11 protein-coding genes are annotated in these 15,512 nt (G+C 33.7%); 6 read left to right on the top strand and 5 right to left on the bottom strand.

The features are described from left to right. Positions 1 to 47 precede the first annotated feature (47 nt). Together A9G13_RS08045 and A9G13_RS08040 are read right to left on the bottom strand one after the other, a co-directional pair. Complete coding sequence (locus A9G13_RS08045; RefSeq protein ID WP_065557054.1) at positions 48 to 917, bottom strand: co-chaperone YbbN; 870 nt, start codon at positions 915 to 917, stop codon at positions 48 to 50. A 26-nt stretch (positions 918 to 943) separates the two neighbouring features. Further along, a complete protein-coding gene (locus A9G13_RS08040; protein WP_065557053.1) occupies positions 944 to 1,714 on the bottom strand; it encodes an SDR family oxidoreductase in 771 nt (256 codons plus the stop codon). A gap of 97 nt (positions 1,715 to 1,811) precedes the next feature. On the opposite strand from A9G13_RS08040, the gene mtnN reads away from it, so the two are divergent. Then, positions 1,812 to 2,507: a 5'-methylthioadenosine/S-adenosylhomocysteine nucleosidase gene (mtnN, locus tag A9G13_RS08035; protein WP_065557052.1), complete on the top strand. Its 696-nt coding sequence runs from the start codon at positions 1,812 to 1,814 to the stop codon at positions 2,505 to 2,507. Between the two features lie 101 nt (positions 2,508 to 2,608). On the opposite strand, the gene rnd is transcribed toward mtnN, so the two are convergent. After that, positions 2,609 to 3,691, bottom strand: coding sequence for a ribonuclease D (rnd, locus tag A9G13_RS08030; RefSeq protein WP_065557051.1), 1,083 nt, complete (start codon positions 3,689 to 3,691; stop codon positions 2,609 to 2,611). 10 nt (positions 3,692 to 3,701) lie between these two features. Continuing rightward, a complete protein-coding gene (locus tag A9G13_RS08025; RefSeq protein ID WP_065557050.1) occupies positions 3,702 to 4,856 on the bottom strand; it encodes a metallophosphoesterase in 1,155 nt (384 codons plus the stop codon). Positions 4,857 to 4,928: 72 nt separating this feature from the next. Between A9G13_RS08025 and cmoA the strand changes: the two genes are divergently transcribed. From cmoA to A9G13_RS08005, 4 genes are all read left to right on the top strand, one after another. Continuing rightward, positions 4,929 to 5,660, top strand: coding sequence for a carboxy-S-adenosyl-L-methionine synthase CmoA (gene cmoA, locus A9G13_RS08020; protein ID WP_065557049.1), 732 nt, complete (start codon positions 4,929 to 4,931; stop codon positions 5,658 to 5,660). Between the two features lie 30 nt (positions 5,661 to 5,690). Beyond that, entirely contained in the window at positions 5,691 to 6,659 is a 969-nt protein-coding gene (cmoB, locus tag A9G13_RS08015) for a tRNA 5-methoxyuridine(34)/uridine 5-oxyacetic acid(34) synthase CmoB (RefSeq protein WP_065557048.1), read from the top strand. A 120-nt stretch (positions 6,660 to 6,779) separates the two neighbouring features. Next, positions 6,780 to 7,157 carry an MmcQ/YjbR family DNA-binding protein gene (locus tag A9G13_RS08010; RefSeq protein ID WP_065557047.1) on the top strand — a complete coding sequence of 126 codons (378 nt, stop codon included), beginning with the start codon at positions 6,780 to 6,782 and terminating at the stop codon, positions 7,155 to 7,157. Between the two features lie 193 nt (positions 7,158 to 7,350). Next, positions 7,351 to 13,392 carry an alpha-2-macroglobulin family protein gene (locus A9G13_RS08005; RefSeq protein ID WP_065557046.1) on the top strand — a complete coding sequence of 2,014 codons (6,042 nt, stop codon included), beginning with the start codon at positions 7,351 to 7,353 and terminating at the stop codon, positions 13,390 to 13,392. A gap of 301 nt (positions 13,393 to 13,693) precedes the next feature. Here A9G13_RS08005 and A9G13_RS08000 read toward each other — a convergent pair whose 3' ends face one another. Then, complete coding sequence (locus tag A9G13_RS08000) at positions 13,694 to 14,032, bottom strand: PTS lactose/cellobiose transporter subunit IIA (protein WP_065557045.1); 339 nt, start codon at positions 14,030 to 14,032, stop codon at positions 13,694 to 13,696. Positions 14,033 to 14,193: 161 nt separating this feature from the next. Between A9G13_RS08000 and A9G13_RS07995 the strand changes: the two genes are divergently transcribed. Next, entirely contained in the window at positions 14,194 to 15,504 is a 1,311-nt protein-coding gene (locus A9G13_RS07995; RefSeq protein ID WP_065557044.1) for a PTS sugar transporter subunit IIC, read from the top strand. The last annotated feature ends 8 nt before the right edge of the window (positions 15,505 to 15,512 follow it).

The following is a 15,512-nucleotide window of genomic DNA, read 5'->3' as shown; positions in this document are numbered from 1 at the left end:
CAGTAATAACTTATTGTTGAATCATTCAATTCTACAGAAGCACCAATTTAGTATAATAAAGTATACAGTTTACGGCGATAATTAGCGGCTAATGGATTACTGGTTCCCAATGCAGCTAACAAATCAAGTAAGGCTTTTTTCACTTGTCCATCACCAGCATTAAGATCTTTAGTTAAAGGTTGAAATAATAGCTCAAGTGCTTCTTCATGTCGCCCTACTTGCATAAGTTGTGACGATAATTGGATCATTAATTCAATATTATCCGGTTGTTTTGCTAACTCGGCTTGTAATAGCTGTAATTCTGGTGAATTGGCTGCTTGCTCAAGTAATTCGATTTCGGCCTGTAAACCATGAAAAGTTGAATCTTGATCTTGTAACGGGATGGTTGCTAACACGTCTTTAGCTTCACTCAGTTGTTTTAATTCTATCTGGGTTTTCGCTAGCATTAAGCCAATATCTGATCTAGGTTTACCTAAATGGTCAGTCAACGTTTTCCAACAATGTCTTAACAAGGGTAAAGCTTGTTCATAGTTAGCTTCATCGAATAATTTTTGTGCTTCAACCAGTTTGAGTTCATCTTCATTAGGTAAAACTTTGGTTAAAAATTCTTTAATCGTTTCTTCTGGTTGCGGTCCTTGAAAACCATCAACCGGTTGCCCATTTTGAAATAAATAAACAGTTGGGATTGCTCTTAATCCAAATTGCGCAGCAAGCATTTGTTGTTCATCACAATTAACACTGGCCAAAACAAATTGCCCATGGTATTCATTGGCAAGTTTAGTTAGCGTTTGTGTCATTGCCTCATGGTTTGGACTTCTTGCAGACCAAAAATAAAATAATACTGGTTGTTTAGCAGATCCTTCTATGATCTCTTTAATATTTTGTTCATTAACATCAAAAATAAATTGATTTTGCATATAATGTCCTAGAAAATTTTGATTGGTTATTTATTTTGTAAAATTTTATCCATTAATCTATCCGGAAGCAAACGTTTAGCAAGGTTGGCAATTTTAGTTATTTTAGTTACCCTGTAACGTATTTTCGGTGATGGGTGCTCTAGTGCATGAATCAAATTTGGTAACACCGCTTCTGGTGGTAAAGTAAAACGTTTAGCGATAGGTGGATTTTTGACAAGATTCTGTTTTTCTGTCTGATTAACATTATTAGAAAAATAGGTCTTTAATGGTCCCGGTTCAATTAAGCAGACTTTAATATTGGTTTTAGCTAATTCTAATCTTAGAACATCCGACCAAGCTTCTAAAGCATATTTGCTAGCTGAATAAGCACCGCGCCCAGGCGTAGCAATAATACCAACAATAGAACTGGTCTGAATAATGCGCCCTTCATTTTGTTCCAGCATGGCTGGAAGCAATAATTGGGTTAATTGATGAACACCAAAAAAATTGGTTGCAAACTGAGATTCTAACTGTGCACGACTAATGGTTGCTAAACGCCCATAAACACCAAACCCAGCATTATTAAATAATGCATATATTTTACCCTGAGTTAAAGTTAAAACTTCTTGAGCCGCTTGCTTAACTGACTCTGGGTCATCGACATCCAATAATACCGTTTCAAAACCTTGTTCTATCAGCTTTTGTTGGTCTGCCTTTTTGCGGCAAGAAGCTATAACTCGATAACCGCGTTTTTTTAAGGTTATTGCTGAAATAAGCCCTATTCCGCTTGAGCAGCCAGTAATGAATATTGTGCGCAAATGTATAGCTCCGTTAGATTCATATATTGTCAAGTTTAGGTATAGCAATTATGATAGCACATCTAAATTGAAGTTAGTTAAACAGCATGAGGATTCAATGAAAATCGCAATTATTGCAGCAATGGAAGAAGAAGTTGCTATATTAAAAAGTAAAATTACCAATTATCAGGTTGAACGTTATTTAGGCTGTGATTTTCATCTTGGGCAAATATCTGGTTGCGACATTGTATTACTGCAATCTGGAATTGGTAAAGTTGCTGCGGCGTCAGGAACCACCTTGTTATTAAATAATTATAAGGTCGATGCTGTTATTAATACCGGTTCTGCTGGTGGCTTATCTGCTACACTGAATATAGGTGATATTATTGTTTCTAAAGATGTGTTTTATCATGATGTTGACTTAACAGCTTTTGGTTATCAGCCTGGGCAAATGTCTGGCTGTCCGGTCACTTTTGCCGCCGATCAACATTATCAATCATTAGCTAAATTATGCATTGAAAAACATGGTGTAAATGCAGTTGAGGGGTCTATTGGTAGTGGTGATGCATTCATTAATGGTAAACAAACACTGGCTAATATCAAACAAACCTTTCCTAATGCTATAGCCGTGGAAATGGAAGCAGCCGCAATAGGTCATGTCTGCTGGTTGTATAAAGTACCATTTGTAGTAGTAAGAGCGATTTCAGATAATGGTGATAATGAATCAGCGGTCGACTTTCAATCATTTTTAAAATTAGCCGCCAAGCAATCATCGTTAATAGTTGAATCAATGTTAAGTGAACTAGCCAAATAAGTTACAGTTTAGTTATACGCTATTGAGTTACAGCTATTAATAAAAAACTTAGCACTAAATATTTTTATATTTAGTGCTTATAATCAATCAAAGCCAAAGAATCATAGCACATATTTCTCGAATAATGGCCTGCGCCATCCGCTTATAATTTCGGGTTCTTCACCTTTATGTTCAGCTTGCCATTTAACATAGTTATTAATTAACTTACGTGAAAGTAACAGATCAGGATTAAGACCTGTTTGCACCGCAATTGTCTGAGTAGCTTGCTTAAGTTGCTCACTTATTTGTTTATAATTTGGATAAGTATTAACTCGTTTAATAGCTGGAACAGCTGGCAATGGTTCGGTTAATATAGCCAGAACTTTTTGACCATATAAGCGAATTTCTTTACCCTTCATACCTAATTTTTCTAATTCAGCTAATGAAGTTGGAAAATAACGGGCAATTTTCCATAAGACTTCCTCGTGAATTACAAAATTTAATGCAATATCTTGAGTTTTTGCTATGTCATAACGCCAATAAGCCAACTTTTTTAAAGCTCCTAGACTTTTACCTTTTAACTGCCAATTATTTTTGATGGTTAAATATGCATCCTCAGGATTAGTTATTATCGCTTTACGCCCTGTTAGTAATTGGCATTCTTGGTAAGCTGCCTCTAGCCAATGATTAGTAATCAATTGTGCTTTTAATTTTTCCATTAATGGCAACAAAAATATCACATCATTAATTGCGTATTCATATTGTTTATCCGTTAAGGGGCGTTTTAACCAATCGGTTCGGGTTTCACTCTTATCAAGATCTACATTTAAATATTTTTTAACCAAACTGGCATAACCACTACTTAATGGATTATCTAAAAACGAAGCTAAAATTTGGCTATCAATAATTGGTGTGGGGATACAATTAAACTGGTGCTGCAAAACCTCGATATCTTCACTACAGGAATGTAAATATTTTTCAATTTTAGGGTTATTTAATATAGCAATAAAATCTTGCCAATCCGTAATAGCTAAAGGATCAATTAAGGCTGCAATATGACTATCAAATACTTGGAGTAAGCCTAAGTGAGGATAAAATGTTCGCGTACGCACAAACTCAGTATCTAAAGCGATAGCTGGGCTGTTTGCTATTTGCAAACAATAAGCAGCTAGTTGTTCATTATTAGTAATAAACTGAAAAGACAAAACTGATTCCTTATTGTGGTGAATTTGTTAATTTTTGTTGGTTATTAAAAGTAATATCAATAACAGCAATTTCTGAACGTGACATCAGGCGAATCGGTGGCCCCCATAGTCCATACCCACTACTGACAATACTGGTAAAATGTTGTTCTGGATTTTGATACATTCCATAAGAATTTTTATACATTGCTGCTACGACTAAATTTATGGGAAACACTTGTCCTCTATGGGTGTGCCCGGAAATCATTAAATCAACACCTAGGTTAGCTGGTTCATCAAGATCTTTAGGTTGATGATCTAACAAAATTATAGGTGTACTAGTATCGGCAAACATAATCAGATCGCTTAGTGAAGCTCGAGTTACATCATAACGCGAAGATGACAAATCATCACGACCAATTAAGGTAATGCCAACATCATCCAAATACACAATATCATCTTTTAAAACTTTCATTTTAGCTTGTTGAAAAGTTTTAATAATATCTTGTTCACTATTATCAGCTTGAGTAGTGCCTAAATATTCATGATTACCAAAAACAATATAGGTACCGTATTTGGCTTTCAGTTGCTGAAATTGTTTATCAAAGCCTAGCTCTGTAAATGGTTTTAAACGTTGATCTAGCGTATCGCCAGTAATCACAATAAAATCGGCATTTAATTGATTAACTTTATCAATCATTTGTTGAATAGATTTATGGGTGGTTAATTCATTAACATGGATATCCGTTAACTGTACCAAACGTAAATGGTCAACATTAGCTGGCTTGTCAATTTTAACTTGATATTCAACAATTTTGGGATTAATTGCCATTTCATGGCCAAAAATAAACAAGCCAACTACACATACAATATATATGATTTTATTGAGTAAATTAACTGTAAAACGCCCTTTACTCAACCACCTAATTGCATCAAAGATTAATGTGATAAAAATTGCACAGATTATTAACCCCAAAATCACATTACTAATTAGTGGTAGCCAATATGTTGAAATACCATTAAAAATTTTTGACAGAATAAAAGATAATCCTGCCACAATCATAACTACCCAATAAGCTATTTGGGAATAACCTGTTAATTCAAAATTGAACCAAAATTGCCAGCGTTTTCCTAAATAGATGGTGATTAAAAGACTAACAATAATGGCAATAATAGCAATAAAACTCATAATTATCCGATAAATTAACTATAAAAAATGGTATCATAGCAGAATTATTTTCTATTAGTACCAATAACTTTTATGGATATTAAAAAAGACCAACTATTCTCGACTCCTATTGATAAATTAGGTGATTGGACTTTTGACGAAAAAGTAGCCGAAGTTTTTCCTGATATGGTTCAACGTTCAGTTCCTGGATATTCTAATATAATTTCGATGATTGGTATGTTGGCGGAAAGATTTGTGCAACCTAATTCCATGATTTATGACTTAGGTTGTTCATTAGGTGCCGCTACATTATCGATTCGCCGTAATCTTACCCAAGATAACTGTCAGATCATTGCGGTGGATAATTCCCTACCCATGGTTAACCGCTGTCAAAAGCACATTGACTCATACAAAGCCAAAACACCGGTTAAGGTAATTTGTGAAGATATCTGCAATATACCAATGCACAATGCCTCGATGGTGGTACTCAATTTCACGCTTCAATTTTTAACGCCAGCAAATCGCCAGCAAGTATTAAAAAATGTTTATCAAGCCTTAAATCCTAACGGTATATTAGTGTTATCGGAAAAGTTTAGTTTTAGTGATACTAGCATCAATGAATTGCTCTTTAATATGCATCATGATTTTAAACGCGCTAATGGTTATAGCGAACTTGAAATCAGCCAAAAACGTAACATGTTAGAACACGTTATGTTAACTGACACCATCGAAACCCATAAACAACGCTTAGCAAATGCTGGCTTTAAACATATGGATACTTGGTTTCAATGTTTTAATTTTGGTTCCATCATTGCCATTAAATAGTAAATTAATATCTACAATAAGGATTAACCCATGTTTGATTTTGGTGATTTTTATCAGATTATCGCAAAAAATAAACTCAATAGTTGGCTTGAAGTATTACCTGCCCAACTAGCAAATTGGCAAAAACAAAATTTAGATAGTCGTGTTAATCAATGGTTAAATAGCATTAAACATTTACCGGCAATTACACCCAATCAACTGGATTTATTACACAGTGTTACCGCAACAATGGTACAACCACTGTCTACTGGTGAACAACAGCGAATTAGCCAATTATTAAAAAATATGTTGCCATGGCGTAAAGGCCCTTTTCATTTATATGGTGTACATATTGATACTGAATGGCGTTCTGATTGGAAATGGGAACGGTTAATTAATCACATCGCAAGTTTAGAAGGTAAAATGGTTTTAGACGTGGGTTGTAACAGCGGTTACCATCTTTGGCGAATGATCGGCGCTGGCGCTAAACTGGCTGTGGGTATTGATCCTATGGCACTTTACTTATGCCAATTTGAAGCTATCCGTAAATTACTTGGTAATGATAAACGAGCTCATTTGCTACCTCTTGGCATCGAAGAATTACCTAAGCTCAATGCCTTTGATACTGTGTTTTCAATGGGAGTGTTATACCATCGGCGCTCGCCACTTGATCATTTACTGCAATTAAAAGATCAACTGGTTAATGGTGGTCAATTAGTATTAGAAACATTAGTTATTGATGGTAAAGAACATCAAGCGTTAATGCCGGGGGAGCGTTATGCACAAATGCGTAATGTCTATTTCATTCCATCAGTACCGACCATGATTAACTGGCTACATAAATGTGGATTTTCTGAAGTTAAAGTGGTTGATATTTCGCAAACTAGTTTAGATGAACAACGTCAGACCGAGTGGATGACGTCAGAATCCTTAGCTGATTTTCTAGATCCAAACGATCTAACCAAAACAATTGAAGGTTACCCTGCACCAATACGTGCGGTTTTCACCGCCACAAAATAATAATATTTGGTCTTTGTTAAGACCAAATACCAACTTGTAATTGAATATTAAAATTACAAAATGCAATGGCTAATATATAATATTTTTATCTAAAGATAATGGTATTTTAAGGGAATAAATATGTTAGCAAAATATCAATGGATAGAACATGCCGCGTTAAAACTAAAAGGTGCTGAAATAGTTTATAAACCGGAATGGCGGGCTTTTCAATTTTTAATTGCAGATAAAATGTTTGCCTACGCCGGCAAAAACAACCATAACCAAGATATCATTACCTTAAAAGGTGATCCAGCTAATAACCGTTTAATGATCGAAATGTATGATAATATTACCGAAGGTTATTATGCCAATAAAATACATTGGATCTCAATCATCCTTAATACCCCTAATCCTTTAGATCAAGCTATGGTTATTGACCTTTTAAAACAGTCTTATAATCTGGTATTCGCTAAGTTAACTAAAAAATCGCAACAGCAAATTATCAATTCAATTAAATAAACTATTTTTAATATAGTATTTTACACGTGGCTATTATATGATCTTACATAACTACGTGATCAACTATTTTATTAAAAGATCAACTTATAGTTTCTGTTAAGATGTTTGCGGAGAAGTATACGTTTCAGCATAAAAACAATAATTAAATTTAACTTTTTTAGCAAAAAAAGTAATAAGGAATAGGAAATTAATAATGGAATTACTTAAATTTATTTTGCAACTACCATTTTTTATTTTGCAAAAAGCATGGGAAATAATAAGTTATTTTATTATTTTTTTATATGCATTAATTAAAAGCATATTCTGGTTATTTAGCCCAATAATTGGCAATATCAATTGGTCTACCCCTACTTGGATACCCAAAGCAAAAACATATTATAATTCGGTGGGAACCTTACTTAATAAGGCTAAAACCATTATTGGTTCATTAATTATTATTGGATTAATTGCCTTTTTTACCACAAATTATATATACCATTGGTATTTGAATCGTCCTAAGCCTGTTGAAGCTGCGCCTATAGTATACAAATTTTATAATGCTAAACTTAATGTACCTAAAAAGAATAACGATATTCTATCAATTAATTTTAGCGGTGATAATGGCTCCCCTGCTCCTTTAGAATCAACACGTAAAGAAATAACTGAAGGAATAACCTTTACCCCGCCAATTGATGGTAAATGGATATGGCTTAATAATAAAACTATACAATTTACGCCTTTAAATAATATTTGGCCGCTCGGTGTTGAATATACGCTTACCTTAGATGATGCAAAATTATTTGCTAATAATAATTTTTTGAAAAAAGATTCTGGTAGTTTTTCCTTTACTTCTCCTGATTTTAATTATGGTTTCAAAAATTTTGGTGAACTTTACTCTGATCCAACCGAAGCCAATGTAAGAAATGTCATTAATACGATTACCTTTACTAATTCCGTTGATAAGAAAAGTTTTGAGAAAAATATAAAATTAGCGCTTTATGAAAGTGTCGCCAATAAAAATAAAAACAAAGATAAAAATACTGATACCGATAAATTTATTAGTAATGTAGATTTTACTGTCACCTATGATAATAATGACACTATCGCTTATGTAAAAAGTAGCCCGATCCCACTATTAGAAAAACCGGGTTATTTATACATGACAATTGATAAAGGTGTAGAATCGACTGCAGGTGGTCACCCTAGTAGTGTGACCATAAGTAATGCGGTTTCCGTACCAGATAAATACAATTTAAATGTTATTAATTCTGAACTAACACTGGTGGATAAAAGTAACAATAAAATACAACAAGTGCTAATTTTATCATTATCCCATCCAATTAAATCTGAAGATCTGTCCAAAACAATTAAGGTATGGCAATTACCTAAAAAAACCGAGGGTGGTTATAAGGTTGAATACTATGATCAATTAACTCGTAGCTATAAAACCAAATTTGAAGTTACTCCACAAGTATTAGCAACAGCAAAACCCATTGCGCTAAAACCAATTGATACTGAGCTTGCTTATCAAACTCAGGTTAGCTTTGAGTTTAAAGCTGAACAAAATTCACAATTATATGTAGAAGTGAATCAACCTTTAATTTCGCAAAACGGTTATCTGTTAGCAGATAATTATCAAAATGTTTTAGAAGTACCAAGTTACCCTACTTATCTAGATTTTGCAGCCAACGGTTCCCTACTATCTTTATCAGGTGAGAAAAAACTACCGGTTGTTTCCCGAAATATCAAAAAAATGAAATTGGAAATTGATCGGGTAATTCCTTCTCAGCTACAACATCTAGTTTCATTTAATGAAAGCGACGAATTTCAATACATGAACTTTGGTGAACTCGATAACGATCATTTTGTTGAAAAATATAATTACACTAAAGAATTTAAAGGTCCATTAGAAGATGTTAACTATACCAGTATTGATCTTACGCGTTATTTAACGGCGAATACTAATGGCACTAAAAACCGTGGTGTGTTCTTATTAAGATTATACGGTCAAGATGTAAATAGTAGTGAACTTGAATTTATGAGTTCACGCTTTATTGTGGTGACTGATTTAGGTATTATTGCTAAAAAATCGCTCGATCAATCTAATGATTTGTTTATACAATCAATTAGTACCGGGCAACCAATTAGCAATGCTAAAGTTTCTGTATTAGGTATGAATGGTATTGCTATTACCAGTAAAAATACTGATAGCACCGGTCACGTCCATTTTGCGCCATTGTCTGAATATTACCAAGGCATTAAACCGTTAGTATATGTGGTTGAGAAAGATAATGATTCTTCATTTCTACCGATTCAGAGTTACGACAGAAATTTAAATTTATCTCGATTTGATATCGGTGGTATTCGTGAAACTGTTGAAGGTGGAGAACTACGTTCTCACATTTTCTCAGATCGTGGCATATATCGCCCTGGAGATACGTTCCATATTGGTACTATTGTTAGAGCTCAAAATTGGGCGCATTCCTTAGCCGGTATTACCTTAGAAGCTGAAATATACGATCCTAAATCAAATTTAGTTATGAAAAGACCGGTGGTGTTAGATAAATTTGGCTTCAATGAACTAAGCTATAAAACCAATTACACCTCGCCTACAGGTGATTGGTATATCAATCTATACTTAAAAAATGACGATAAAGAGGAATCACGAACTTTATTAGGTACTAGCTCAGTCGTTGTCCGTGAATTTGAACCGGATAAAACCACTGTCTCTTTGAAATTACTACCGGAGATCAAAGATGGTTGGTTAAAACCAGATCAGATCACTGCTGAAATTAAAGCTAAAAACCTTATTGGTACTGATGCAGCCCATCGCCGAGTTACCAATACTTTGATTCTGGAACCATCCATCCCTTATTTCAAAAAATATGAAGATTACTATTTTTATCAATATATCACCGGTGATCGCAATAGTTTCAAAGTAGAATTGGATGAAGAAGACACTGATGACAATGGCATAGTAAATATTAATTTACATGACAATATGGAAAGTTTTGAAGGTAATTATACACTTAAAATGTTAACTGAAGTGTTCGAACCTGATAGTGGCCGTAGTGTTGCGGCTACAGCTAGTACATTTGTGTCACCGAATAATTATCTTATTGGTGCTAAAGCGGATGGCAATCTAAATTATATTAATCGTAATTCGGTGCGTAATTTAGATTTTATTGCCATCAATCCATCCTTAGAGAAAATAGATCTAACTGATTTAAAAATTCTTAATCTGGAAGAAAAATTTGTTTCAGTATTAGTCAAACAACCGTCGGGAGTTTATAAATATGAATCTCGACGTAAGGAAGTATTATTATCAGAGCAACCATTTGCTATTAATAAAGGTAAAACTACTTACCAGTTAAATAGTGAAAATCCGGGTAATTATATAATCCAAATTAAAAATAAAGATGATCAATTACTGTACCAAGGCAAATATTCCATCATTGGTACCGCTAACATTACTCGTGATTTAGATCGCAATGCTGAACTTGCCCTTAAAATCAAGGATACTCAATATAACCCAGGTGATGAAATTGAAGTAGCAATCAATGCACCTTATGTAGGTAGTGGCATTATCACTATTGAACGGGATAAAGTTTATGCATGGAAATGGTTCCATACAACTACGACTAGTTCGGTACAAAAAATAACTTTACCTGAAAATATTAGTGGTAATGGTTATATTAATGTTCAATTTGTACGCGATCCTAATTCAGATGAAATTTTTATGAGTCCATTAAGTTATGGCGTAATACCATTTAAAATTTCTAATGAACAATTTAATGATAAAATTGTGTTACAAGCTCCTTCATTAATTAAACCAGGTGAAACCTTACCTATAACCTTGCATACCAATACACCACAAAAAGCGGTTGTTTTTGCAGTTGATGAAGGTATTTTGCAAGTGTCAAATTATAAGTTAAAAGATCCATTAACTAGCTTTATACGCAAAAAGGCACTATCAGTTAGAACCTCACAAATACTCGATCTAATATTGCCGGAATACCGTCACTTACTATCACTTTCAGCTCCTGGCGGTGATGGTGATAATGATGATGCGCTATCTGGTCATTTAAACCCATTCAAACGTAAAGTGGATGATCCTGTTGTTTATTGGTCGGGTATCATGGATGTTGATGGTGATAAAACAGTTGAGTATAAAGTCCCTGACTATTTTAATGGTAAAATTCGAATCATGGCTATATCCGTTGGTGATGAAACAATGGGTCACACTCAAATGACGACGACTGTTCACAATGATATTGTGTTACATCCAAATGTCCCTTATTTTGCAGCACCAAATGATGAGTTTGAAGTTTCAGTTAATGTGACCAATTTGATCGAAAATATTGGCAACCAACCGGTACCAATTAAAGTAAATGTTTCGACAACTCCACAGTTAACAATTATTGGTGAAAACCAAAAAACTATTGAATTGGCTAATGCCAAAGACGGAGTTTTAAAATTCAACTTTAAAGCAACTGAAAAAGTTGGTAATGCCGATCTTCATTTCACTGCTAGTTATGGTGAGATAGAGGTAACGCGCAATATTAGCACTTCAGTGCGCCCTACCTCAGAATATCGATTGCAAACTAAGATGGGTAGAATGGATGGACATGAGCAAACTTTAACCGATTTTAGAACAATGTATGATAACTATAGTAATCGAGAAGCTGCTGTATCTTATTCTCCATTTGTACTTAGCAAAGGGTTAAATACTTATTTACAAAATTACCCACATTACTGTTCTGAACAGATTGTGAGTCGGGCAATACCAATATTATTTGCCAATAAATATAGTGATTTTAATTTAGCTTCTAAACAAGGTTCAACCTCATTATCAGATCTTTATCAAGTTCTGCAATCTCGCCAAAATAGCGAAGGCGCATTCGGCTTATGGTATTCTACTTATAGCGTTGATCCTTTTATTACTCTATATGCTGTTAACTTCATGCTAGAAGCTAAAGAATCTGGGCAAGTTGTTCCACAAAAGATGTTAGATAATGCCAATAAGTATATAAAAACTATTGCTGAATCCGATCGTTCTGATCTATATGGACTTAGGTTACGTGCCTATGCTATTTATTTATTAACCCGTCAAAATCAGGTAACCACTAGTTATTTAGCTTCGGTAATAGATGATCTCAATAATACTAACAATGATGGTTGGAAAACAGACATCACTGCTATGTATTTATCAGCATCTTATAAAATGTTGAAGATGGATAAAGAAGCGAATAAGTTATTAACCCCTGTATGGCAACAACTTGATAAAGCCTATACTAAAGCTTGGTGGACTAACTATTACTACGATCCTTTAGTTGTTAATGCAGGTAAAATTTATTTACTTAGTAAACATTTCCCTGATAAAGCTCAAAATATTCCGGCTCAAGCGCTAGAAAATATGGTTATTATGTTGAATAAACAAAAATACACCACTCAATCGGCAGCCATGACTATTTTAGCTTTAGATAGTTATTCTAGTAGTATCAATGATGCTAATTTAACTGATGATTCATTACAAATTAGTGCTTCAACTAAAAATAACGAATCCCAAAAAGTTATCGCTAAATTAAGAGGTATTTTAGCTAAAGGTCAATTTAGTTCGCAAGATTCAACTGTTAACTTTATTAATAACACTAATTTACCTGCTTGGTACATGTTATCTGAACAAGGTTTCGATACTAAAGCACCAGAAAAACCTATCAAGCAAGGCTTAGAGATTTATCGTGAATTTACTGATATGAATGGTAAACCAGTCGATCATGTTAAATTGGGGGATAAAATTAATGTTATGGTACAAGTTCGCGCTATAGCCAATGAAGGTGCAACTAATCTTGCTATTGTGGATTTGTTACCTGGTGGTTTTGAGGTTGTACAACAGCCGATTACGCAGGTAGATGACACTGAGGATGAATATATACAAGGCGATGAAGAAGATGAGGAAGACTATGAAGAGGATGATTATGATGAAGCGGATTATTCTGGATGGGTATCATCGATAGCAGTTCAAACAGATGAAAACACATGGTACCCAGACTATACTGATGTACGTGAAGATCGCGTAATCATTTATGGTTCAACTGACAATAACCAAACGCAAAAATTTGTTTATCAAATTAAAGCTACTAACGTTGGTACCTATACCATTCCACCGGCTTTCGGTGAAGCTATGTATGATCGCGATATTCAAGCAGTTTCATTGGGTGGTAACAAAATAGTTATTGAACCGCAACCGCAATAATTATAATTAACACTTAATATATAAAAACGGACTTATAGTCCGTTTTTTGTTTTTAACATTATAATTTTATATATGTTTTTGAAATGAAATAAGATTTTTATAAATTTATAAGTTTAATATCTATTACCTAAAATAAGTTAATAAATAAAATTAAATTCTGAAATTGAATTTGGGGTCAATCAGATAAAATGTCAAATAATATACTATCAGTATTATTATTTGCTTATTAATTAAATAAGATTCGATGATGATACAATCACGTTAAAATAAATTATGTCTAATAGCAATTCAATAAATATAATCATTTATCACTTTGATTGGCTATCATTTTATGTAAATATATTATTTCTTTAGCTAAGTCTTGACAAAGCATTGCCGTCATTAAATGATCTTGAGAATGAACCATTAAAAGATTTAATGGAACTTTTCCACTACCTTCATCAAGACCAATTAGTTTTGTTTGAATACCGTGTGCCGCAATCGAAAATTGTTGCGATTTTTTCATGGCTATTTCAGATTCATCCCATTTTTGTTCGCGGGCAAATTTAATTGCCATCATTGCCTGGGATCTTGCTTCTCCTGCATTGATTAATAGTTCCATAATTTCTTCTTGAAATAAAAACTCATTGTCAGCGTTCATTTTTAGATCTCCGGTATACCAATAATGGTGGAATTAATTATTTTATTATTATAGTGGAATTCCAATTTTAAAATCTGTGAATAAGATCACGGATTAAATTATCAATAAAGACTATTTTTGGTATATCAAAAATCTCAAACCACAATTGGAGATCGTGAAATATGTCTAGAGGAAACGAAATTATAGACAAACTAGGTCAATTCGCTAATAAATTTAATAGCTTAAGATATATCATGGCGATAAAAGCGGCATTCATTACTCTTATGCCAGTTATTATCGTTGGCGCTTTTTCTGTTTTGATGTCAAATATAATTTTTGATAGACAAAATGGATTAGCGTATTTTGATATATTTTCAAGTTTAGCTGCGTTAAAGCCTATAGCCAGTAATTTAGGTTATGCAACACTAAACTTTCTTACTATCGGGGCGGTTTTCCTTATTGCCAACGAATTAGGAAGAATTAATGGTAACAAAACATTATTCCCCGGAATGCTAGCAATTATTTGTTTTGTCTCCGTTCAACCAACTTTTATAAATGTATTGCTTGATGGCAAAGAATTTCAAGTAACCAATGTATTAGCTCGCCAATTTACAGATACCAAAAGCCTTTTCCTTGGTATGTTTATAGCGATTATTTCAGTAGAAATATATTCAAAATTACTGAAAGTAGACAAATTAAGAGTGAAAATGCCAGACAGTGTGCCATCTAATGTTTCAGCATCTTTTTCAGCCTTAATTCCTGCCATCATTACAACATCATTAATTGCTGCATTTGGTTTTGCTTTTTACAAATTAACGGGTATGTTTTTATATGATGCTATCTATATGGTGGTTCAAAGGCCTTTAGAATCGGTAATGCAAAGTTTACCTGGATTGTTATTATTAATGTTTGTAGCACAGATATTTTGGGTAATAGGTATTCATGGCAATCAAATGATAAAACCGATCCGTGAACCATTATTACTTGGCGCAATAATGGTGAATATGAATGATTTTCAGCAAGGAATTGAACCAACCAATATCATTACCATGCCATTTTGGGATGTGTATATGAGTATTGGTGGCTCAGGTTGCACCATTGGATTACTCATCGCTATTTTTGCCGCGATTAAACGTAAGGAAATGCGTGAAATAGCTAAACTTTCATTAGGGCCTGGAATTTTTAATATTAACGAACCTGTTATTTTTGGTATGCCAATAATGTTAAATCCTATTTTAGCGATCCCATTTATCATAACTCCGCTTATTACCGGAACTATTGGTTATGTAGCCACAAGTTTAGGCTTTGCTGGCAAAGCTGTAGTAATGATCCCGTGGACAACTCCACCTATTATAAGTGCCTACCTATCAACTGCGGGCTCAATTGGCGCGGTTATAACTCAAATAATCTGTATTATCGTCGCTATTTTTATCTATTTACCTTTTTTAAGAATAGCTGCAAAACGTTCTGAACTTCAGTCATTAGCTGAATAACTAATATA

This window comes from Gilliamella sp. wkB178, assembly GCF_001690705.1.
Classification (GTDB): domain Bacteria; phylum Pseudomonadota; class Gammaproteobacteria; order Enterobacterales; family Orbaceae; genus Gilliamella; species Gilliamella apicola_K.
Note: the sequence above shows the minus strand (reverse complement) of the source record. Positions and strands in the feature narration are given on the sequence as shown.

Bases quoted from the DNA above. Each gene is read 5' to 3' on its own strand.
- A9G13_RS08000 (WP_065557045.1), bottom strand. From the start codon at position 14,032: ATGAACGCTGACAATGAGTTTTTATTTCAAGAAGAAATTATGGAACTA.
- A9G13_RS08010 (WP_065557047.1), top strand. From the start codon at position 6,780: ATGTTAGCAAAATATCAATGGATAGAACATGCCGCGTTAAAACTAAAA.
- cmoA (WP_065557049.1), top strand. From the start codon at position 4,929: ATGGATATTAAAAAAGACCAACTATTCTCGACTCCTATTGATAAATTA.
- A9G13_RS08025 (WP_065557050.1), bottom strand. From the start codon at position 4,856: ATGAGTTTTATTGCTATTATTGCCATTATTGTTAGTCTTTTAATCACC.
- A9G13_RS07995 (WP_065557044.1), top strand. From the start codon at position 14,194: ATGTCTAGAGGAAACGAAATTATAGACAAACTAGGTCAATTCGCTAAT.
- A9G13_RS08005 (WP_065557046.1), top strand. From the start codon at position 7,351: ATGGAATTACTTAAATTTATTTTGCAACTACCATTTTTTATTTTGCAA.
- cmoB (WP_065557048.1), top strand. From the start codon at position 5,691: ATGTTTGATTTTGGTGATTTTTATCAGATTATCGCAAAAAATAAACTC.
- mtnN (WP_065557052.1), top strand. From the start codon at position 1,812: ATGAAAATCGCAATTATTGCAGCAATGGAAGAAGAAGTTGCTATATTA.
- A9G13_RS08045 (WP_065557054.1), bottom strand. From the start codon at position 917: ATGCAAAATCAATTTATTTTTGATGTTAATGAACAAAATATTAAAGAG.